This is a genomic window from Streptococcus sp. GMD5S (genome assembly GCF_000298715.2).
GTDB lineage: Bacteria > Bacillota > Bacilli > Lactobacillales > Streptococcaceae > Streptococcus.
In genome coordinates, this window is the sequence record NZ_AJRG02000001.1 from 151083 (window position 1) to 170964 (window position 19882).

Here is a 19882-nt window from a genome sequence, read left to right on the forward strand (position 1 = left end):
AAAATCAAAGAGTATTAGTCGCGGGTAAATCCAGTTGCACCCGTACGAGCGATATTTTTAATACCATATGGTCGAATCACTCGCAATAAAGCTTCACTCTTTTCAGCATTTCCAGTCATCTGGATGGTGATTGAGCTTGGAGCCACATCTACTACTGTTGCACGGAAAGGTTGGATAATGGCCAAGATTTCTGCACGCTTTTCAGCAGGAGCAGATACCTTCACCAAGATAACTTCTCTTTCCAAGTGTGGTTTATCTGTGATATCACGAATGCGAATCACATCAATCTGACGATTGAGCTGTTTAATGATTTGCTCTACTTCATCATGAGAAGCTACATCAATAATGATGGTGATACGAGATACATTGGGGTTCTCCGTCGCACCAACTGAGATACTCTCAATATTGACTTGACGACGAGAAAGGACACCTGTAAAACGATTCAAAACTCCTGAACGGTTTTGCAATCTAGCTGTTAACATTCTACGCATGGAACTTCACCCCCAACATCTCATGATTGCTCTTACCAGCTGGTACCATCGGTAAGACCTGTTCCTTACGAGAAATATCCACCTCGATAAACATGGGCACATCCTCCAGAATAGCCTCTAGATCTTTTTCTATAGTTTCTGGATTGTCAAATTTATAATTTTTAATACCGTAAGCCTGTGCCATCAGCTGGAAGTCAGGAAGTGTATCAAAGACTGACTCGGAAGTTCTACCCTCATAGAAGGATTCCTGCCACTGACGAACCATTCCTAGTGAGTGGTTATTCAACATGACAACCTTAATCGGCACCTTGTAGATGTTTAGGATCGCTAGTTCTTGGTTGGTCATTTGGAAACCACCATCACCGACAAAAAGGATGACTTCTTTTTCTGGATTGGCAATCTTGGCTCCAATAGCTGCAGGAACTCCGAATCCCATGGTACCCAAACCACCTGAAGTGACTAACTGACGCTCATTTTGGTAAGGATAATACTGAGCTGTCCACATTTGGTGTTGTCCGACGTCTGTGACAACAATGGCATCTCCATTCGTCAACTCACCGATGCGTTCAATAACGGCCTGAGGTTGAACCACACGTTCTTTCTTATCATAAGAACGAACTCGATTCTTGTCCTTGGTGACTTTTTCAATCCACTTTTCAGTATTGTTATGAACAGTTGGTTCTGCCAGTAGCATCTGCAAGGCTTTCTTAGCATCCCCCACTACAGGAATATCTGCACTGATAATCTTACCAATCTCAGCTGGGTCAATGTCGATATGGGCAACCTTAGCATTCTTCGCGAAGGTCTTAGGGTTCCCAGTCAAGCGGTCATCGAAACGGCAACCAATACTAATCATAAAGTCCGCTTCCGTCATTGCAATGTTGGCTGCGAAAGAACCGTGCATGCCTCCCATCCCTAGGAAGAGCGGATGACTCGTTGCAATGGTTCCTTGCCCCAAAAGACTAGTGACTACTGGAATTTGGTAACGTTCAGCAAATTCATTGAGCTCCTTAGAAGCTTCTGCATAGCTGATACCGCCCCCTGCTAACAAAACAGGTTTCTTGGCTTTTGACAATTGCTTCAAGATTTTCTTGATTTGCATGTCATTTGGATCAAGTGTCGGTTGGTAACTTGGTAAATTCACCTCCGGCGAATAGATGAAATCTGTCTCTAGGGCTGATACATCCTTGGGCAAGTCAATCACAACTGGACCTGGACGACCTGTCGTTGCGATATGGACAGCTTCCGTAATGATACGAGGAATATCTGCTGTCTCACGAACTTGGTAATTGTATTTGGTAATGGGCATGGTAATCCCCACGATGTCTGCTTCCTGAAAGGCATCTTTCCCAATCCCAGCTCGCGCAACCTGACCTGTAAAGACCAAAAGGGGAACGCTATCGCTCATGGCATCTGCAATCCCTGTAATGGCATTTGTTGCTCCCGGCCCACTCGTGACGACGGCAACGCCCAACTTTCCAGTTGATTTGGCATATCCTTCAGCTTCGTGCAAACAACCTTGCTCATGGCGTCCCAAGATGTGGCGAATACCTTTAAAATTGTATATCGCATCATACAAAGGTAAGACCGCACCACCAGGATAACCAAAAATGGTATCAATCCCTAAGTCCCGAAGTGTTTCCAAAACTAGGTCCGACCCCGTCTTAGGAGATTCTAAACTGATTTTCTCCATTGTTCCCCTTTCTCTTCTCTTAAAAAAATAGCTTGTTACTATCATACCATTTTTTCAAAAATTTTCAAGGCAAAAGAGTCAATTTTCTGAATTTTCTATCTAAAAGTGTATTTATGAATCTTTTCTTCATTTTTATTAACTTTCCTGCGGAATTAGGAACCTTTATTTACTTTAATTTATCAAATTAGAATGTTTTCTTTCTGGATAGAATTAGTATTTTCTCACTTAGCGATTAAATTCGTATACTATATTCAGCAAAAATGAATAGTTAAAGACAAAAAAAGGAAGCCACTAAGTGACTTCCTTCTAGAGTGAGGACTGATTAGTCTTCACCTTTATTTTTCTTAATGATTTCTTCTTGTACTGACTTAGGTACATCTTCGTAGTGGTCAAATACCATCATGAATGTACCACGTCCTTGAGATGCAGAACGAAGAACTGTTGCGTAACCGAACATTTCAGCAAGCGGAACGTAAGCACGAACGATTTGGCTGTTACCGTGTGCTTCCATACCATCTACACGTCCACGACGAGCAGTTACGTGACCCATAACATCACCAAGGTTTTCTTCTGGAACAGTGATGGTTACAAGCATCATTGGCTCAAGGATAGCTGGTTGTGCTGATTTAGCAGCTTCTTTAAGGGCAAGTGAAGCCGCGATCTTGAAGGCAGTTTCAGATGAGTCGACATCGTGGTATGAACCATCGTAAAGCTTAGCTTTAACGTCAACCATTGGGTAACCTGCAAGAACACCGTTAGCCATAGATTCTACCAAACCTTTTTCAACCGCTGGGATAAATTCACGAGGAACCACACCACCGACGATTGCGTTTTCGAATTCGAATCCTTTACCTTCTTCGTTTGGAGTAAATTCAATCCATACATCACCGAATTGACCTTTACCACCAGACTGACGTTTGAAGAATCCACGTGCTTGAGTAGAAGCGCGGAATGTTTCACGGTAAGATACTTGAGGAGCACCTACGTTCGCTTCCACTTTGAACTCACGACGCATACGGTCAACAAGGACGTCAAGGTGAAGTTCACCCATACCAGAGATAACTGTTTCACCAGTTTCAACGTTTGTTTCAACGCGGAATGTTGGATCTTCTTCAGCCAATTTTTGAAGGGCGATACCCATCTTATCTTGGTCAGCTTTAGATTTAGGCTCAACCATCAATTGGATAACTGGTTCTGGAACGTTGATTGACTCAAGGATGATTTTAGCTTTTTCATCTGTCAATGAGTCACCAGTTGTTGTATCTTTCAAACCAACGGCAGCAGCGATATCACCTGAGTAAACAGTGTCAATTTCTTGACGGCTGTTAGCGTGCATTTGAAGGATACGTCCGATACGTTCACGTTTACCTTTAGAAGTGTTCAATACGTAAGAACCTGATTGGAGAACACCTGAGTATACACGGAAGAATGTCAAACGACCTACGAATGGGTCAGTCATGATCTTGAAGGCAAGAGCTGCGAATGGCTCATCATCAGATGCTGGACGAGTTTCTTCTTCATCTGTATCTGGGTTAATACCTTTGATCGCTGGAATGTCAAGTGGGCTTGGAAGGTAGTCGATAACCGCATCAAGCATCAATTGAACACCCTTGTTCTTGAAGGCAGAACCACACAATACTGGGAAGAATTCAACGTTGATAGTTGCTTTACGGATAGCAGCTTTCAATTCTTCGTTAGTGATTTCTTCACCTTCAAGGTATTTCATCATCAAGTCTTCATCAGTTTCAGCGACTGCTTCAACCAATTTTTCACGGTATTCTTGAGCTTGGTCAAGGTATTCAGCTGGAATATCTTCTTCAAGGATATCTGTACCAAGGTCATTAGTATAGATTTCAGCTTTCATCTTGATCAAGTCGATAATACCGCGGAAATCATCTTCAGCACCGATTGGCAATTGGATTGGGTGTGCGTTTGCTTGAAGACGGTCGTGAAGTGTGCTTACTGAGTAAAGGAAGTCAGCACCGATTTTGTCCATTTTGTTAGCAAATACGATACGTGGAACTCCGTACTCAGTTGCTTGACGCCAAACTGTTTCAGTTTGAGGCTCAACACCTGATTGTGAGTCAAGAACAGTAACCGCACCGTCCAATACACGAAGAGAACGTTGTACTTCGATTGTGAAGTCCACGTGTCCTGGTGTGTCGATGATGTTTACGCGGTGGTTGTTCCATTGAGCTGTTGTCGCAGCAGATGTGATAGTGATACCACGTTCTTGCTCTTGCTCCATCCAGTCCATTTGTGACGCACCTTCGTGAGTTTCACCGATTTTGTGGATTTTACCAGTGTAGTAAAGAATACGCTCAGTAGTTGTTGTTTTACCGGCATCGACGTGAGCCATGATACCGATATTACGAGTTTTTTCAAGTGAAAATTCGCGTGCCATGAGGTTTATTTCTCCTATTTATTTTAATTTCTATTCTATTATAACACGATTTTAATAAAAACGGATAGGCAGGACCTACCCGTTCTCAATGTTTATCTTGTTTTTGTTGGTTTCAACTTGTATACAAATTGAATTGAACTCGGGCTAAAAGCTTAAGTTAGCTGAGTTGAACCCAATTGAACTCGGGCTAAAAGCTCGGAAAATAGATAAGCTTTCCTAGAAGCTTTGATTCTGCGTCAAGCTTCCTAATTTTCAGTCGCTTTTTTAACGCCCTTAGTATCTTATTCTTACCAACGGAAGTGTGCGAAGGCACGGTTAGCTTCAGCCATACGGTGAGTGTCTTCACGTTTCTTAACTGCTGCACCAGTGTTGTTCGCAGCATCCAAGATTTCTTTTGCAAGACGGTCTTGCATTGTGTGTTCACCACGAAGGCGAGCGATGGTTACCAACCAACGAAGTCCAAGTGTTGTACGACGTTCTGGACGAACTTCAACTGGGACTTGGTAGTTAGATCCACCAACACGACGTGCACGTACTTCAAGTACAGGCATGATGTTTTCCATAGCTGTTTCAAATACTTCAAGTGCATCGTTACCAGTAGCTTCTTTGATTTGCTCAAAAGCACCGTAAACGATTGAAGCAGCTGTACCACGTTTACCATCAAGCATAACGCGGTTGATAAGACGAGTAACTAGTTGTGAATTGTAAAGCGGATCTGGCAATACGTCACGTTTTGGAGCTCTATTTTTACGACTCATTTCTCTTTATCCCCTTTCCTTATGCTTTTGGACGTTTAGTACCGTATTTAGAACGGCCTTGTTTACGATCGTTAACACCTGCAGTATCAAGTGCACCACGGACGATATGGTAACGTACCCCTGGAAGGTCTTTTACACGTCCACCACGAAGAAGCACCACGCTGTGCTCTTGCAAGTTGTGTCCGATACCTGGGATGTAGGCAGTAACTTCGATAAGGTTGCTCAAACGTACACGAGCGAATTTACGAAGGGCAGAGTTAGGTTTTTTAGGTGTCATTGTTCCCACACGAGTTGCAACACCACGTTTTTGTGGTGAAGAAACGTTTGTTTGAACTTTTTTATGACTGTTGTAACCAACGTTCAAAGCTGGTGATTTAGATTTTTCTACTTTTGATTTACGCGGTTTGCGAACCAATTGGTTAATTGTAGGCATCTACATTCTCCTGTGTTTTTTTTATTTTTGGTGATGATACACTTGGTGACAGCTACCATCTGTGTGTACTTTTGCAACATTTGTCAGCACGTCCCTGTACACTTTTGAGAGACCAAAAGTAAAAAGTACCGTCTATTATTGTAACACAATTTTTCCTTCGTTGTCAAGATATTTTTCATTTTTATTCTGATCTTTTAACTCTTTGACACTAGTTCTAACCGCTTTTCTAAACCTAAAAAGGAGGCAATTTCCCTCCTCCTTTCTAGTATGGATTTCCTTCGATTCAAGTTATCGTTTCGGAATTTTTTAACCCTTCTTATCAAAGCCAACCAGATTCTTTTGCAATGTTGGCTGCCTCTGTTCGATTACCAGCATCTAGTTTCGAAAGAATATTGGTGACATAGTTTCGGACGGTTCCATTTGATAGATAAAGCTGATCTGCGATTTCTTGATTAGACAAGCCCTGAGCGATTCCCTTTAAAACAGCGATTTCTTGCTCTGTTAACGGATTGGGGTGCGTCATCACCACTTCCATCAATTCAGGCGAATATTCCTTACGTCCTTCAAGAACAGTGTGCAAGGTTTGCATGAGGTCCGCAATGCTTCTTTCTTTTAAGACATAAGCATCCACTCCAGCCTTAACCGCACGTTCAAAATAGCCGGGGCGCTTGAAGGTCGTCACCACAACCACCTTTGTTTCTAGCTTTTCTGCTCGTATCCACTCCAAGACTTCGAGGCCTGTCTTAGCAGGCATTTCTACGTCAAGAATGGCGATATCTACGGGCTCCTTTTCTAAGAGTTGGATTGCTTCTTGGCCATCCTTGGCTTGTAGGACAGAATCTACATCTGGTTGAAAGGTAAGCAACTGGCACATAGCATCTCGCAACATACTTTGATCTTCTGCAACAAGTAATTTCATCTTAGTTTCTCTCCTTATAAGGTAGCCGAACCTGCACTTCAGTCGGATGTTTCTGACTGATTACCTTTACTTCTCCTGAAAAAGGAAGGACACGGTCTCGAGCAGTATGGAGTTCATCCCCTTTTAGAGAAGCAAAGCCACAGCCATCATCTCTCACTGTTAGAATGAGTTCTTTCTCTGTTCGTTCTAATTTCAAGTAAGCTTTGGATGCTTTGGCATGTTTGATGATATTGGTCACTAACTCAAGTAAAATCATGGAGGCCGTTGATTCTAATTCCTGAGTTAGGCTAGCTGTATCTAGTTGGTGATTGATTTCTGTCTCAATTCCTGCAATTTCCAGCATTTTTTTAACAGTCGCAAATTCGGAAGCAAGGGTTCTTGTTTTAAGATTTTCGATAATTGTACGAACTTCACGCATTGATTCTTTGCTAATTTGCTGTATTTCTCTTAATTCCTTTTCCACCTGTGGATAGGCCTGCATTTGAAGAAGTTGTAGGGCAAGGTCCGTCTTCACACTCAACATGGCAAAGGTATGGCCTAGACTGTCATGAAGATCCTGACCGATACGACTGCGTTCGTTTTCAGCCAAGAAAAGATTGAGCTTGGCATTTTGTTTCATCTTTTCTTCTTTTATGTCCTCCGACAATCGAATTCGATAAAGACCAAAGGTCATTGCATCGGAAAAGATAAAGGTCACCAAGAAAAAGAGTAGCTGCCAGGGACTAACATGATTGACCATATAGATTCCGGTCAGAATAAATGGTTGCAGGACAATAAAACTGACAAAACGCCAAGAGTGAAAAGAAATCTCATCCAGCTCATAAATAAGGAGATTGGATAAATAAAAGATAAACCATGTGAAACCTGAACTTAGCCAAACAGATGTATAAAAAATGTAGACAAGCATGGACCACCATGCTAGCCACTGCACGGTGCGATTCTGACTGATTAAAACCGAATAGAAGGCAAGTACAAATAGTAGGGTCCATAGCAAGGTTAAAAGCGGGTAATCTCCAACGATGACACCCGCTATAGGAAAGATGATAAACACTATTGAAATATGAAACATATAATGAATGTTTTTAAATTTTTCCAACATAGATTTATTTTACCTCAATCCGTTTTTTCAGTTGAATGACCAATACACCAAAGAAAACTGTATAGCCTAGCACAACCAAGGCAGAAAGAATATTAAATTCATGGTGTTCCAAATAAGTAGAGACGACCTGCATCAGTTGATAGGTTGGAGTCAGCTTTCCAATAGATTGGAGCCATTCTGGGAAGGAATCCAAGGGGAACCACAGTCCACCTAGAACAGCCAAAGCAATATAGGCAATATTTCCAACAACCGTCATCAGTTGAGCACTGGGTAGCAAGCTCACCAAGACCCCCATGCTGATAAAGACCACGCTTCCGATCAGCAAAATAGCACCAATTACCATCCAGTCAAGCCAAGGTAGCGTCACTCCGCGGACAAAATGACCAACTGAAAAGACAACTGTAATTGATAACAAGAAAGTCAGTAGGGTACTGAACAGTTTTGATACATAATATTCTACCATAGATACGGGAGAATGTTGAATCAATTTTTGCCAGTTGTTTGTCTTATCAGACTCGAGTGTGCTTGGGATACTGAAAAAAGCACTTGACATGATACTAAAGAGCGTCATGGCAAAAAGATAGGCTTGAAGAGCAATTTCTGGAATATCTGACCCTGACATCATACCAGAAAAGATAAGATAAAACACACTTGGAAGTCCGATGGATAGTAAGTAGTAGACTGCTTGCCGTTTCATCAGAATGATTTCCACTTTCATGAGACTTGTCATATTTTTCATCGTCAATCTCCTTTAGTCTTGAGTCGTTTCGAAGATACTGTCTAAGAGAGTTCGATTGCGAACTTCAATTTCTTCGATCATGCAGCCCTGTTCTTGCAAGACTTTCCATACCTGGCTGGCTTCTTTGGTTGTGAAGGAAAGAGCATTTTGCTTGATTTCAATCTCTTGAACTTGGTCTAAAGTTCTGATAACTTCCTGATAAGTTAGAGGTACCGTAAAATGTTTTTCTTGTTCTTCACCACGCATAGCATAAGGCGTCGTATCGCGAATCAATTCTCCCTTATGGAGCACCAAAATGCGGTCAGCCGTATGCTCTACTTCTTCGATGTAGTGAGAAGAATAGACAATGGTGACACCATTTTTCTTTAATCGATTAACAATTTCCCAAAAATGCTGACGTGTTGAGGTATCCATGGCAGCAGTTGGCTCGTCTAAAAATAGAATTTTCGGACGACCTATTAAAGACAACACAAAAGAGAACAAACGTTTTTGCCCACCAGACAACTTGCCCGCTAGCTGATTTTTCTGCTTGTCTGAGAATCTCAGCAAGTCATCAATTTCTTTGTCTGAAAGACTGTCGGGATAAAGTGACTTGAAAAATGATAGAAGTTCTTTCACTTTCAAGCTTTGAACAACTGCATTTTCTTGAGGTAAGACAGAAATAAGCTGTTTTAATCGAGGATCTGTTGGTGCAAATCCTTGAATGGCTATCTGACCTGAGCTCATGAACTTGTCGCCCAAGAGGCAATCAATCAAGGTTGTTTTTCCTGCTCCGTTAGGCCCGATCAAGGCGACACATTCACCATCGTTGATTTCAAAGGAGATGTTCCGCAAGATCTCCTTGTCTTTTATTTTCTTACTCAATTTCTCAACTTTAATCACAGTCATGAGATTCTCCTTTCAACCACTTCATTCCCATAGGGAAAACAACGAAAATCATAAATCCAAAACCCCAAGAACCACGAATGAATTGGCGAAGCAAGGTTTGGTCAAACCAACCAGTAAACATTTCCACTAACCATACCAAGAGTGACAGGCCGATAAAAAGATAGGTGATTGTTTTTTTCATTCCTCAAACTCCTTTTTCACTTCTCTGACTAATTTCAAACCTTCTCTGACAAGCCAAGACATCATTCCAAAGCCAGCAAAGAGCTCCCAAGGAAAATGGTAGAAACCTTCGTCCAATCCTGAAAACATGAGATAGGTCATAACTCCTGCTGCTACTAAACTCACTGCGACAATCATTTTATTTTTCATTTCTTCTTTCTCCATTTCATACTTCAATTATAGACTTTTGAAATTGGCGGAGCTAGATGCTTCTGTCACTAGGAAATATGACAAATGTCATAAAAAAAGAAAGCTGTAAAATCAACTTTCTTTTTTATCTATTAAATTTTATTCCACACTGAAAAGATATGGATATACAGGTTGTTGACCTTGGTGAATCTCTACTTCAACATCTTCGAATTCTTCTGCGATTTCTTGGGCAATTTCATTGGCAAGTTCTTCGCTTCCATCTTCACCGACATAGAAAGTCACGATTTCACTATCTTCATCCAACATATGTTTCAATGTTTTAGTCAAAGTTTGGTGCATGTCAGGGTTTGATACGAGGATCTTACCATCTACCATACCAAGATTGTCATTTTCATGAATTTCCAAACCATCGATAGTCGTGTCACGAACGGCTGTTGTTACACTACCACTTACGACATCACCAAGGGCTGCAGTCATACGTTCTTTGTTTTCTTCGATTGATTTGCTTGGATCAAAGGCAAGAAGACTGGTCAACCCTTGAGGAATTGTACGTGCTTCTACAACAACAGCAGGTTGTTCAAGCACTTCAGCCGCAGACTGAGCTGCCATAAAGATATTTTTGTTGTTTGGCAAGAAGATGATGTTGCGAGCATTGACCTGTTCAACAGCCTTGATAAAGTCTTCTGTTGAAGGGTTCATCGTCTGCCCACCTTCGATGACATAATCCACACCTTGGGCACGGAAGATATCTGCTAAACCTTGACCAGCTACTACTGCGATAAGGGCATACTCTTTTGTTTCAGCAGGCTTGTTTCCTTGAGTTGCTTCTTTTTCAACTTGCGCCTCGTGTTGATTACGCATATTGTCCACTTTTACCTTGATCAAGCTACCATATTTAAGACCTTCTTGCATGACAAGACCTGGATCTTCTGTATGGACGTGAACTTTGACGATTTCATCATCATTGACAACAAGTAGAGAGTCACCTAAGTCATTCAAGTAGTTACGGAATTCATCGTAGTCAAAGTCCTTAGAATAAGTTGGACCTTGTTTGAGGGCTACCATGATCTCTGTACAGTAACCGAAGGTAATATCCTCAGTTGCCACATGCCCTGCTACAGACTTGTGGTGCTCTGCATTGATCATTTCACTCATGTTGGCAGGAGTCGCTACAAAGTCTTCAGAAGCACTGTATTCACCAGTAAGAGCTGAAAGGAAGCCTTCGTAGATGAAGACCAAACCTTGACCACCTGAGTCTACCACACCAACTTCCTTAAGGACTGGAAGCATTTCTGGTGTCTTAGCCAAAGCTGCTTTCGCGCCTTCCAAGGCTGCACGCATGACCTCAACAGCATCATCTGTCTCCTCGGCTTTTTTCTTAGCTCCAATGGCTGCACCACGAGAAACAGTCAAAATGGTTCCTTCAACTGGTTTCATAACCGCTTTATAAGCTACTTCGACACCGGATTGGAAGGCAAGAGCCAAGTCTTGACCTGTTAATTCATCTTTTTCCTTGATAGCCTGAGAGAAGCCACGGAAGAGCTGAGATGTGATAACCCCTGAGTTCCCACGGGCACCCATCAAGAGCCCTTTGGCAAGAATGCTCGCTACTTCTCCAACTGTAGAAGCAGGCTTGTCTGCTACTTCTTTGGCACCATTTTCAATGGTCATTCCCATGTTTGTCCCAGTATCTCCATCTGGAACTGGAAAGACGTTCAATGAATTGACATATTCTGCTTGCTTATTCAAACGAGTTGATGCAGCCTGCACCATCTCTTGGAATAAACTGGTAGTAATTTTTGACACGATTATTCTCCTACAACTTTGATATTTTGAATGTAGACATTCACAGTCTGAGCAGTAATTCCTAGTTGATTTTCTAAACTAAAACGAACACGCTCTTGAATGTTTTTTGACACTTCGCTTATCTTTACTCCGTAGCTCAATACGGTATAAACATCAACTGCAATGCTACCATCTTCGGCTGCTTTTATAACAACACCCTTAGAATAATTTTCCTTACCAAGAAGGGCTTGGAAATTGTCTTTGAGGGCATTTTTACTAGCCATACCGACCACTCCAAAAATCTCAGTTGCGGCACCACCTACTACGGTTGCAATCACTTCATCTGTCAGTTCGATTTGACCATCTTTTGTATTAATTTTTACAGTCATTTTTTTTACCTCAACTAGTTGATACTCTATTTTATCATATTTCAGCCCAAGTGTAAAAGCAGAATGCTGTATCTGCGGATATTTACTCTATTTTTCAAATGGTTTTATCCTTAGAGCAAAAGAAAAAGACCAGTTAGGTCTTTTCATTTTTATTAAACGCGTTCAACTTTACCTGATTTCAAAGCACGAGCTGAAGCCCAAACTTTTTTAGGTTTACCATCGATAAGAACAGTAACTTTTTGAAGGTTTGGTTTTACGGCACGTTTTGTTTGGTTCATCGCGTGTGAACGGTTGTTTCCTGATACAGTCTTACGACCTGTAAAGTAACATACTTTAGCCATTGTGTTTTCCTCCTATTAGATCTAATATAGCGGATGTGCTAGCACCACATACCGTACTATGTTATCACACTTTCTTGAATTTATCAAGGGCCTAAACTATTTTTTTATTTAACGTAAACAACTCCAAGTTTACCAAAAGCGACTTCTCCACGGATAATCAAGGTTTTGTTTGTTGGCGCTACAGGAGCATCTGCCTTAGCTGCACCAAAGGAGGTTTCTACTTTCAAATCGACACGCCAGTGTTGTGGAACATAGACGGTTGCATTCCCGAAGGCCACTTCAATATTTAAAGTTGCAAAATCACCTAGCATCTCTGCATTATCATAGTAGATTTTAGCATCCCCAAAAGCGACTTCCACTTGGTCATCTACGAGATCTTGATCTTGTTTATAAAAGGTTCCACTACCAAAAGCGACTTCCTTATCTGTGATGACTGTTCGCTCACTGTTGTACCACCATTTTTTGCCGTACCAAAACTTACTTGAATGCGTCAGATAGCCAATTCCTAGCACTGCTAAGATACTAGCCCAAAACAAAGACTGGTTTGGAATAGGAAAAATGTTATAAAAATGATTCGCAATCATTAAGGCTACTAGAGCGGTAAAAACTGCTGATGTTAGATGACGACGAAGCAAAGCTTCAACTGATTGGTAAGCAAAAAAGGCGATACCAATCAAAGGCCATATCTTACCATCCAAAGAAGGAATGCCAAAATTTCCTTGCAGCAAGATCCAAGCTGCTAAAACCAATAAAACAATACCAAATGCTTTCTTTTTCATGTTTTTTACCTCATGTTTCTTAGATTTTCTTTTAGGAGGGATTGGTAATGTCGTGAGACATGAACCTCCTTGTGCGTCTGATAAAAGGAAATGGTCCCCGTTCCTGAAAAGGACTTGTCCACTGAGTAAATCTGACGAATGTTTGCGATAGTCGACTTGGATACTCGGCTAAAATAGCGAGGCAAGATAGACTCCAACTCATAGAGCTTGAGGCGAACCTCATAGGCTTCCTTCTGGGTATGAGCGTAAATCTTGCTCCCTTCTGTTTCAAAGAAGAGAATTTCTGAAAGGTCTAGATAATATTCACCTGTCCCCTTGTAAAAAGTCAACCTCGGAGCCTTTGACTCTTGCAAGAGCCGTTGCAAATCTGCAATTTCATCTGTCAAAGCAGGGGTCTTGATGACAATTTCAGTCTCCTCTAAATTGCCGTCAATCTCAATTCGTAACTTCATCACATCTCCTTTCTGACTCTACTATATCAAAGCTAAGTTAGGAATACAAGGGCAAAAAAGCAAGTGGTCAATTTGAAGCAGTAAGTGGTTGTAGGACTAGCTTAACTTACATGTCAAAATAAGAAGAAAAGGAATCCCCACACCAGACCACAAGCATAGCCAACCAAGACATCCTTGGGATAATGAACCCCCCCTAAAACCCTCACCAGTCCCAGCAAAGCTGAAAAAATCAAGCATGCTAAGCCAACAGGTAGACTAGCATGCAGACAGGCCATGGAGATGATAGTTGCCGAAAAGACATGGCGACTGGGCATCGACCGTCCCGAACTATCCTTATCAAGAAGGGGACAGATATCCCAAGTTTCATAAGGTCGCGGGTGGTTGATTTTCTTACGAAAAAGAGACAAAATCACAAAACCTGAGGCAGGGACAAGCAAATAAACCCCAACTTGCTGACCAAGTCCTAGTTGCAGGTAAGTGGTGACTAGCAAGGCCAGGTAGACCAGAGGCATGGCGACTGTCATCAAACGATTGAAACTGCGTAACAGAAATAAAAGAGTGGGATGGCTGGTGAGTCTGGAGCTGATATTTTGATACCATTCTTGATAATTTTTCATTTATACTTCTCATTCATTACCTTGTTTTCGTCTACAGGTGAGACGTTTGTCTTCTAGTATAGTGCAGAAAAAGAAGGCCGTCAAGCCTTCTTTAGATTTATTCTTCTGCTTCGTCTTCTGTAAATTGACTATTGTAGAGATCCGCATAAAAGCCACCTTGCGCCATCAGCTCCTCGTGATTGCCTTGCTCGATGATATTTCCATCTTTCATGACAAGAATCAAATCTGCATTACGAATCGTTGACAAGCGGTGGGCGATGACAAAGGAAGTTCTGCCTTCCATCAAACGGTCCATGGCTTTTTGAATCAACTCCTCTGTACGTGTGTCGACTGAAGATGTCGCTTCATCCAAAATCAAGAGTGGTGCATCCTTAAGAAGTGCACGAGCAATGGTCAAGAGTTGTTTTTGCCCAACAGACAAGGTCACAGTGTCATCCAAAACAGTATCGTAGCCATCTGGCAAGGTCATGATAAAGTGGTGGATTCCCACAGCCTTGCTGGCTTCCATCATTCGTTCATCACTGATGTCTGTCTGATTATAGATCAGGTTCTCTCGAATCGTTCCTTCAAAGAGCCAAGTGTCCTGCAAGACCATTGAAAAGGCATCGTGTACTTCTGAGCGTTTCATGTCCTTAGTATCCACGCCATCGATGCGGATACTTCCCTTATCTATCTCATAGAACTTCATCAAAAGATTGACAATGGTTGTCTTCCCAGCCCCAGTCGGTCCAACGATAGCAACCTTCTGACCTGCATGAGCTGTCGCAGAAAAGTCATGGATAATGGTGCGCTCTGGTGTATAGCCAAAGGACACATGATCAAAGACTACTTCCCCTTTCATATGGGCCAATTGTCTTTCCTTATGAGATTCATCCTGCATCTCAGCTTCAGCTAGAAATTCTAATACACGAGTCATGGCTGCACTCGCTTGTTGCAAGCTCGTAATCCCTTGGGCAATCTGTGACAGAGGTTGGGAGAAGGTCCGTACGTAAACCATAAAGGCTACAATAATCCCGATACTGATATGCCCTTCTAACGCCAGCGCGGCCCCAACGATGATGACTAAGACATAACTAAAGTTCCCAACAAAGAACATGGCTGGCATCATGATACCAGAAATAAACTGAGATTTCCAGATACTATCATGCAAGTTCTGGTTTAAACCTGCAAATCTCGCTTTGGAGGTGTCCACTGCGTTGTAGCTGGTCACTACATTATGGCCAGAGTACATTTCTTCTACGTAACCATTGACGGCCGCTAGATTATTTTGTTGGGCTTTAAAATAACCCTGTGACTTGGCCATGATTACGGAAACCGCCGCAAAACCAACAAGGGTTGATACAACTGTTACCAATGCCAAAATCCAGTTCATCCCAAACATGGTCACCAAGACAGCAATCAACAAGAAACTAGCTGAAAGAACTGTCCCTAAACTTTGGTTGAGAGATTGCGCTGCTGTATCCACATCATTGGTCACGCGCGAAAGGGTATCTCCTTGTGAATGACGGTCAAAATAGCCAAGTGGCAAACGATTAATCTTTTCAGCGATAGCCGTCCGCAAGCGTTTTGAAAAATGCTGAATGCTCGTTGAAAAGATATAGGCCTGTGTATAATTAAGGATAGCTCCAAATACATACAGAACAACCAAAAATCCAGCAATGTTTGACACAGCTACCAAGTCGATTTCTGTAGCCAAGCCATCTGAAATCAAGTTAGTAATTTCTTTAATCTTAGTTGGACCATAAACGGTAATGATACTTGAAATGACTGCAGCCACAACTGCTATTAGGAGAGGGAGTTGGAGGCCTGCCATATAAGGTTTGCACTGTTTCCAGACCGAAACTTTTTTATTTTCCATCTTCCAATTCCTCCTTCGATAGTTGTGAGTAGGCAATTTCTTGGTAGACTTCGTTAGTAGCTAGAAGTTCTTTGTGGGTGCCTTGTCCCACGACTTTACCTTGATCCAAAACCAAGATCAGGTCGGCATCCATGATGGTTGAGATGCGTTGAGCAACGATTAACTTAGTCAAGGATTGTGTTTTTTCAGCTAATTCTTGGCGCAAGATCCGGTCTGTCTTGTAGTCCAAGGCTGAGAAAGAGTCATCAAAGATAAGAATCTCTGGCTTACGAGCCAAGGCCCGGGCAATAGCCAAGCGTTGTCTTTGACCTCCTGAGAAGTTGGTCCCACCTTGGGCTACTTCAGAGGACAGACCTGCTTCCTTATCCTCGATAAAGTTCTTAGATTGAGCCAATTCCAAAGCTTGCCACATAGCAGGTTCGCTGAGAGGACTTTCTTTACTCTTACCAAAGTCGAGATTACCCTTAACATCTCCAGAAAAGAGCACAGCTTTTTGTGGGATATAGCCGACCTTATTACGCAAGTCTTCCAAGTTGTAATCTTGCACATCGACACCATCTACTAGGATTTGACCAGATGAGACATCATAAAAACGAGGTATTAGGTTGACTAGAGTAGATTTCCCAGATCCAGTTGATCCGATAAAGGCAACTGTTTGACCTGCTTCGGCTTTAAAAGTAACATGTTCCACAACTGCTTCTGAGTTTTGAGAGTATCGGAAGGTTACATCACGGAATTCCACTTGTCCTTGAACTGAAGAATCTGCAGCCTGTGCTTGACTCGGATTCTTAATAGAAGGATGCAAATCCAAAACTTGGTTGATACGTCCTGCAGAAACCAAGGTCCGAGGAAGAACGATAAAGAGTGCTCCCATGAGAAGGAAGCCCATCACGACCTGCATAGCATAGGACATGAAGACTACCATATCACTAAAGAGTGGCAGACGTTCTGTCAAACTTGCATCGTTGATGATATAGGCACCAATCCAGTAAATGGCTAAACTCAATCCACTGGAAATCGCCATCATGATCGGGTTCATAATCGCCATCAATCGATTGACAAAGAGATTAAGACGTGTTACCTCATCGTTGGCTGCTTCAAATTTCTTATCTTGGTAATCTTCCGCATTGTATGCACGAACAACTCGAATCCCCGTCAAACTTTCACGAGTGATACTATTGAGTTTATCTGTCAATTTTTGGATGACCGATTGTTTTGGAAAGGCCAGAGTCATGAGAACGGTGGTCATCAAGACGTTGACAATAACAGCCACAACGACTGCCCAGAGCCAGTATTCCGATTTCCCAAGGATTTTTCCAATGGCCCAGATAGCCATAATTGGCCCACGAGTAACCACTTGCAAGCCCATGGTAAAGAGCATCTGTACCTGGGTAATATCATTGGTCGTCCGAGTCAAAAGACTTGGGATTGAAAAACGTTTGATCTCTGTCTGTGAAAAATCCAAAACGCGATGAAATACGTCTCTACGTAGATGGGTTGTATAGGATGCTGCAACGTGAGCGGCAAAGAAACCAACCATAACAGATGAAAAGAAAGCCAATAAAGACAAACCAATCATCTTCGCAGCTGGTGACCAGAGTTCACCCAATTGCGTTCCAGACGTTCCCAGTAATTCTGTAATTTGCGAAATATAAGTCGGCACCTCTAACTCGAGATAGACCGAGAAACAAGTGAAAAGAATCGTAAGGGCGATCATTCCCCACTCTTTTCCTGTAATACGTTTAGCGAGTTTCTTCATTCTCTCCTCCTATCTTCTCAACATTTTCTTGCAATTGCCCGAGTACCTTTTCAAAGATTGCCAAGTCTGACTTTGAAACCCCCTCTAGCAGACTTTGATCAATCCGATCAAAAAAAGCTTTAACTTTTTGCATCTGCGAACGCGATTTCTCCGTCAGGCGAACAAATTTTGCCCGCTTATCGCTCGGGCTCGCCTCTAACTCGACCAAACCATTTTGTACCATGCGCTTGACTAGATTACTCGCCACAGATTTGCTAATATTGAGTTCCTGCTCGATATCCTTAATCAAGACCAGTTCCTCTTTTTGTTCACAATGATCTAAAAAACGCAGAACCTGCCCTTGCGGTCCACCCATAAATTCAATGCCACATCGCTTGGCTTCTTTCTGTACCATCAGATGAACCTGGTGTCCAAAACGTTTGAACATTAACATCGGCTTGTCCATGATTGCTCCTTTCTTACGATAAATATAGTTCTCACAAGAACTATATAAGTTTCCATGAGAACTATTTTATCATTTTCAGAAATGATGTCAAGAAAAAAGTTTCCTAGAGAACTATTTTAGTTTAAATTGACATTAGGCAATATTTTTTCTATAATAAGCACTAACTACTGTGGATAGAAATCCATTCACTCGATGAAGGGAGAAAACGTTCAAATGAAACCAGAAGAACAAAGAGTTTTAGGAATCTTGGCAACCATTTTTGGAGCCATCGCACTTTTAGGATCTTGGATTCCATTTATTAACTATCTATCGTTTTTCATCGCCATTGTCGCATTTATCTTGGGGATTATCGGCCTTATCGTCAACCTCAAAAAACGAAAAACAATGGCCATTATTGGAACAGCTCTGTCAATTGCTTCTATTGTACTTTTCTTTACGACCCAGATACTGTACGCTAATATCTACAAAGATTTTGCCAGGGAGTTTAACCGTTCCTATAGAGAGGCAAGTTCCTCAATGGAACGCGAAGAAGAAAGCGACTTGACAGATGATAGCGCCTATTCCATCCCAGAGGAGGAAGAAGACGATACCTTCACCTGGACCCAAGAACAGTTCGACGCCTTAATCGAAGGTGACCTTGACAACAAAGGAAAAGGGGGTACCAACTACAAGGATATTATCAAAAAACACGGACTACCAGACTCCGAATTTGACTCCACTATCGGAGGGTACGATACGAGAAAAATCACCTATATCTCCATTGGTGACAAGATCAAGACTGTTACCTTAACTTTTGCAAAACAAGACAATGGACAGCTCTTGCTAGTTCAAAAACATGCAGTCGGTCTAGGTCTAGAAAAAAGCAAGAAACAAAACGATTCTGAAACCAGAGTCTAAGTTCAAATATCAAAAAAACGAACAGCTAGTAAAACTGTTCGTTTTTCTATTAGAATCCATCTACGTTTGTGTAGATCTTTTGTACGTCTTCGTCGTCCTCAAGAACGCTGTAAAGTTTTTCAAAGGTTTCAAGGTCTTCGCCTGACAATTCCACTTCAGACTGAGGAATCATTTCCAATTCAGTCACTTGGAATTCTTCGATACCAGACTCACGAAGGGCAACGATAGCCTTGTGAAGGTCTGTTGGAGCTGTGTAAACCGTGATTGTTCCTTCTTCTGCTTCTACATCGTCCACATCCACATCTGCTTCTAGCAATTGCTCAAAGACTGCATCAGCGTCCTCACCCGCAAATACGATCACACCCTTGTTATCAAAGAGGTATGAAACTGAACCTGAAGCACCCATGTTTCCGCCGTTTTTACCAAAAGCTGCACGGACATTGGCTGCGGTACGGTTAACGTTTGAAGTCAAGGTATCCACAATCAACATAGAACCATTTGGTCCAAAACCTTCGTAACGTCCTTCTGTAAAGGTTTCGTCTGTGTTTCCTTTTGCTTTATCAATCGCTTTATCGATAACGTGTTTTGGCACTTGGGCTTGTTTCGCACGGTCGATAACGAATTTCAAAGCAGTGTTTGATTCTGGGTCTGGATCACCTTTTTTAGCTGCTACATAGATTTCTACACCAAATTTTGCATATACTTTAGAGTTAGCTCCATCTTTAGCCGTTTTCTTGGCTACGATATTGGCCCATTTACGTCCCATT

Annotated in this window: 22 protein-coding genes; 1 reads left to right on the forward strand and 21 read right to left on the reverse strand. The window is 41.9% G+C overall.

Features of this window, described 5'->3' with window-relative positions; translation table 11 throughout:
* Window positions 1-14 precede the first annotated feature (14 nt).
* The 20 genes from ilvN to GMD5S_RS0200735 form a co-directional block, all read right to left on the reverse strand.
* On the reverse strand, window positions 15-491 hold the full coding sequence (ilvN, locus tag GMD5S_RS0200640) for an acetolactate synthase small subunit (protein WP_001253813.1): 477 nt from the start codon (window positions 489-491) through the stop codon (window positions 15-17).
* Entirely contained in the window at window positions 484-2184 is a 1701-nt protein-coding gene (locus tag GMD5S_RS0200645) for an acetolactate synthase large subunit (RefSeq protein ID WP_000411742.1), read from the reverse strand. Before GMD5S_RS0200645 ends, ilvN begins: the two co-directional genes overlap by 8 nt.
* 322 nt (window positions 2185-2506) lie before the next feature.
* The gene (gene fusA, locus GMD5S_RS0200650; protein WP_000090335.1) at window positions 2507-4588 is read right to left on the reverse strand and encodes an elongation factor G; all 2082 of its coding nucleotides are present in this window, start codon (window positions 4586-4588) and stop codon (window positions 2507-2509) included.
* A gap of 287 nt (window positions 4589-4875) precedes the next feature.
* The gene (rpsG, locus tag GMD5S_RS0200655) at window positions 4876-5346 is read right to left on the reverse strand and encodes a 30S ribosomal protein S7 (RefSeq protein WP_000087873.1); all 471 of its coding nucleotides are present in this window, start codon (window positions 5344-5346) and stop codon (window positions 4876-4878) included.
* Window positions 5347-5365: 19 nt separating this feature from the next.
* Window positions 5366-5779 carry a 30S ribosomal protein S12 gene (rpsL, locus tag GMD5S_RS0200660; protein ID WP_001142332.1) on the reverse strand — a complete coding sequence of 138 codons (414 nt, stop codon included), beginning with the start codon at window positions 5777-5779 and terminating at the stop codon, window positions 5366-5368.
* A 319-nt stretch (window positions 5780-6098) separates the two neighbouring features.
* Window positions 6099-6698, reverse strand: coding sequence for a response regulator transcription factor (locus GMD5S_RS0200665; protein WP_000772057.1), 600 nt, complete (start codon window positions 6696-6698; stop codon window positions 6099-6101).
* 1 nt (window position 6699) lies between these two features.
* A complete protein-coding gene (locus tag GMD5S_RS0200670) occupies window positions 6700-7797 on the reverse strand; it encodes a sensor histidine kinase (RefSeq protein WP_000890234.1) in 1098 nt (365 codons plus the stop codon).
* A gap of 4 nt (window positions 7798-7801) precedes the next feature.
* Window positions 7802-8536, reverse strand: a complete 735-nt coding sequence (locus GMD5S_RS0200675) for an ABC transporter permease (protein WP_000794227.1) — start codon at window positions 8534-8536, stop codon at window positions 7802-7804.
* 12 nt (window positions 8537-8548) lie between these two features.
* The gene (locus tag GMD5S_RS0200680) at window positions 8549-9424 is read right to left on the reverse strand and encodes an ABC transporter ATP-binding protein (protein ID WP_000216040.1); all 876 of its coding nucleotides are present in this window, start codon (window positions 9422-9424) and stop codon (window positions 8549-8551) included.
* Window positions 9411-9605 carry a hypothetical protein gene (locus tag GMD5S_RS0200685; RefSeq protein WP_000751344.1) on the reverse strand — a complete coding sequence of 65 codons (195 nt, stop codon included), beginning with the start codon at window positions 9603-9605 and terminating at the stop codon, window positions 9411-9413. Before GMD5S_RS0200685 ends, GMD5S_RS0200680 begins: the two co-directional genes overlap by 14 nt.
* The gene (locus tag GMD5S_RS0200690; RefSeq protein WP_000409926.1) at window positions 9602-9808 is read right to left on the reverse strand and encodes a hypothetical protein; all 207 of its coding nucleotides are present in this window, start codon (window positions 9806-9808) and stop codon (window positions 9602-9604) included. Before GMD5S_RS0200690 ends, GMD5S_RS0200685 begins: the two co-directional genes overlap by 4 nt.
* Before the next feature lie 123 nt (window positions 9809-9931).
* Window positions 9932-11599, reverse strand: coding sequence for a DAK2 domain-containing protein (locus GMD5S_RS0200695; RefSeq protein WP_000036682.1), 1668 nt, complete (start codon window positions 11597-11599; stop codon window positions 9932-9934).
* Between the two features lie 2 nt (window positions 11600-11601).
* The gene (locus GMD5S_RS0200700; protein ID WP_000216434.1) at window positions 11602-11967 is read right to left on the reverse strand and encodes an Asp23/Gls24 family envelope stress response protein; all 366 of its coding nucleotides are present in this window, start codon (window positions 11965-11967) and stop codon (window positions 11602-11604) included.
* Between the two features lie 152 nt (window positions 11968-12119).
* On the reverse strand, window positions 12120-12308 hold the full coding sequence (rpmB, locus tag GMD5S_RS0200705; RefSeq protein ID WP_001140948.1) for a 50S ribosomal protein L28: 189 nt from the start codon (window positions 12306-12308) through the stop codon (window positions 12120-12122).
* A gap of 104 nt (window positions 12309-12412) precedes the next feature.
* The gene (locus GMD5S_RS0200710) at window positions 12413-13087 is read right to left on the reverse strand and encodes a LiaF transmembrane domain-containing protein (RefSeq protein ID WP_000725728.1); all 675 of its coding nucleotides are present in this window, start codon (window positions 13085-13087) and stop codon (window positions 12413-12415) included.
* Window positions 13088-13092: 5 nt separating this feature from the next.
* Entirely contained in the window at window positions 13093-13539 is a 447-nt protein-coding gene (locus GMD5S_RS0200715; protein ID WP_000776583.1) for a LytTR family DNA-binding domain-containing protein, read from the reverse strand.
* A gap of 113 nt (window positions 13540-13652) precedes the next feature.
* The gene (locus GMD5S_RS0200720) at window positions 13653-14156 is read right to left on the reverse strand and encodes a phosphatase PAP2 family protein (RefSeq protein ID WP_000800922.1); all 504 of its coding nucleotides are present in this window, start codon (window positions 14154-14156) and stop codon (window positions 13653-13655) included.
* A gap of 97 nt (window positions 14157-14253) precedes the next feature.
* Complete coding sequence (locus GMD5S_RS0200725) at window positions 14254-16014, reverse strand: ABC transporter ATP-binding protein (RefSeq protein WP_000428387.1); 1761 nt, start codon at window positions 16012-16014, stop codon at window positions 14254-14256.
* The gene (locus tag GMD5S_RS0200730; RefSeq protein ID WP_000731791.1) at window positions 16004-17773 is read right to left on the reverse strand and encodes an ABC transporter ATP-binding protein; all 1770 of its coding nucleotides are present in this window, start codon (window positions 17771-17773) and stop codon (window positions 16004-16006) included. The genes GMD5S_RS0200725 and GMD5S_RS0200730 overlap by 11 nt, the downstream gene beginning before the upstream one ends.
* Complete coding sequence (locus tag GMD5S_RS0200735) at window positions 17757-18218, reverse strand: MarR family winged helix-turn-helix transcriptional regulator (protein ID WP_000360520.1); 462 nt, start codon at window positions 18216-18218, stop codon at window positions 17757-17759. Before GMD5S_RS0200735 ends, GMD5S_RS0200730 begins: the two co-directional genes overlap by 17 nt.
* Before the next feature lie 192 nt (window positions 18219-18410).
* Here GMD5S_RS0200735 and GMD5S_RS0200740 point away from each other — a divergent pair, with 192 nt between their 5' ends.
* Window positions 18411-19115: a CD20-like domain-containing protein gene (locus tag GMD5S_RS0200740; protein ID WP_033588306.1), complete on the forward strand. Its 705-nt coding sequence runs from the start codon at window positions 18411-18413 to the stop codon at window positions 19113-19115.
* 49 nt (window positions 19116-19164) lie between these two features.
* On the opposite strand, the gene GMD5S_RS0200745 is transcribed toward GMD5S_RS0200740, so the two are convergent.
* Window positions 19165-19881, reverse strand: coding sequence for a YebC/PmpR family DNA-binding transcriptional regulator (locus GMD5S_RS0200745; RefSeq protein ID WP_000532894.1), 717 nt, complete (start codon window positions 19879-19881; stop codon window positions 19165-19167).
* Window position 19882: the final 1 nt, after the last annotated feature.

Bases quoted from the DNA above. Each gene is read 5' to 3' on its own strand.
- ilvN (WP_001253813.1), bottom strand. From the start codon at position 491: ATGCGTAGAATGTTAACAGCTAGATTGCAAAACCGTTCAGGAGTTTTG.
- GMD5S_RS0200645 (WP_000411742.1), bottom strand. From the start codon at position 2,184: ATGGAGAAAATCAGTTTAGAATCTCCTAAGACGGGGTCGGACCTAGTT.
- fusA (WP_000090335.1), bottom strand. From the start codon at position 4,588: ATGGCACGCGAATTTTCACTTGAAAAAACTCGTAATATCGGTATCATG.
- rpsG (WP_000087873.1), bottom strand. From the start codon at position 5,346: ATGAGTCGTAAAAATAGAGCTCCAAAACGTGACGTATTGCCAGATCCG.
- rpsL (WP_001142332.1), bottom strand. From the start codon at position 5,779: ATGCCTACAATTAACCAATTGGTTCGCAAACCGCGTAAATCAAAAGTA.
- GMD5S_RS0200665 (WP_000772057.1), bottom strand. From the start codon at position 6,698: ATGAAATTACTTGTTGCAGAAGATCAAAGTATGTTGCGAGATGCTATG.
- GMD5S_RS0200670 (WP_000890234.1), bottom strand. From the start codon at position 7,797: ATGTTGGAAAAATTTAAAAACATTCATTATATGTTTCATATTTCAATA.
- GMD5S_RS0200675 (WP_000794227.1), bottom strand. From the start codon at position 8,536: ATGAAAAATATGACAAGTCTCATGAAAGTGGAAATCATTCTGATGAAA.
- GMD5S_RS0200680 (WP_000216040.1), bottom strand. From the start codon at position 9,424: ATGACTGTGATTAAAGTTGAGAAATTGAGTAAGAAAATAAAAGACAAG.
- GMD5S_RS0200685 (WP_000751344.1), bottom strand. From the start codon at position 9,605: ATGAAAAAAACAATCACCTATCTTTTTATCGGCCTGTCACTCTTGGTA.
- GMD5S_RS0200690 (WP_000409926.1), bottom strand. From the start codon at position 9,808: ATGGAGAAAGAAGAAATGAAAAATAAAATGATTGTCGCAGTGAGTTTA.
- GMD5S_RS0200700 (WP_000216434.1), bottom strand. From the start codon at position 11,967: ATGACTGTAAAAATTAATACAAAAGATGGTCAAATCGAACTGACAGAT.
- rpmB (WP_001140948.1), bottom strand. From the start codon at position 12,308: ATGGCTAAAGTATGTTACTTTACAGGTCGTAAGACTGTATCAGGAAAC.
- GMD5S_RS0200710 (WP_000725728.1), bottom strand. From the start codon at position 13,087: ATGAAAAAGAAAGCATTTGGTATTGTTTTATTGGTTTTAGCAGCTTGG.
- GMD5S_RS0200715 (WP_000776583.1), bottom strand. From the start codon at position 13,539: ATGAAGTTACGAATTGAGATTGACGGCAATTTAGAGGAGACTGAAATT.
- GMD5S_RS0200720 (WP_000800922.1), bottom strand. From the start codon at position 14,156: ATGAAAAATTATCAAGAATGGTATCAAAATATCAGCTCCAGACTCACC.
- GMD5S_RS0200725 (WP_000428387.1), bottom strand. From the start codon at position 16,014: ATGGAAAATAAAAAAGTTTCGGTCTGGAAACAGTGCAAACCTTATATG.
- GMD5S_RS0200730 (WP_000731791.1), bottom strand. From the start codon at position 17,773: ATGAAGAAACTCGCTAAACGTATTACAGGAAAAGAGTGGGGAATGATC.
- GMD5S_RS0200735 (WP_000360520.1), bottom strand. From the start codon at position 18,218: ATGGACAAGCCGATGTTAATGTTCAAACGTTTTGGACACCAGGTTCAT.
- GMD5S_RS0200740 (WP_033588306.1), top strand. From the start codon at position 18,411: ATGAAGGGAGAAAACGTTCAAATGAAACCAGAAGAACAAAGAGTTTTA.
- GMD5S_RS0200745 (WP_000532894.1), bottom strand. From the start codon at position 19,881: ATGGGACGTAAATGGGCCAATATCGTAGCCAAGAAAACGGCTAAAGAT.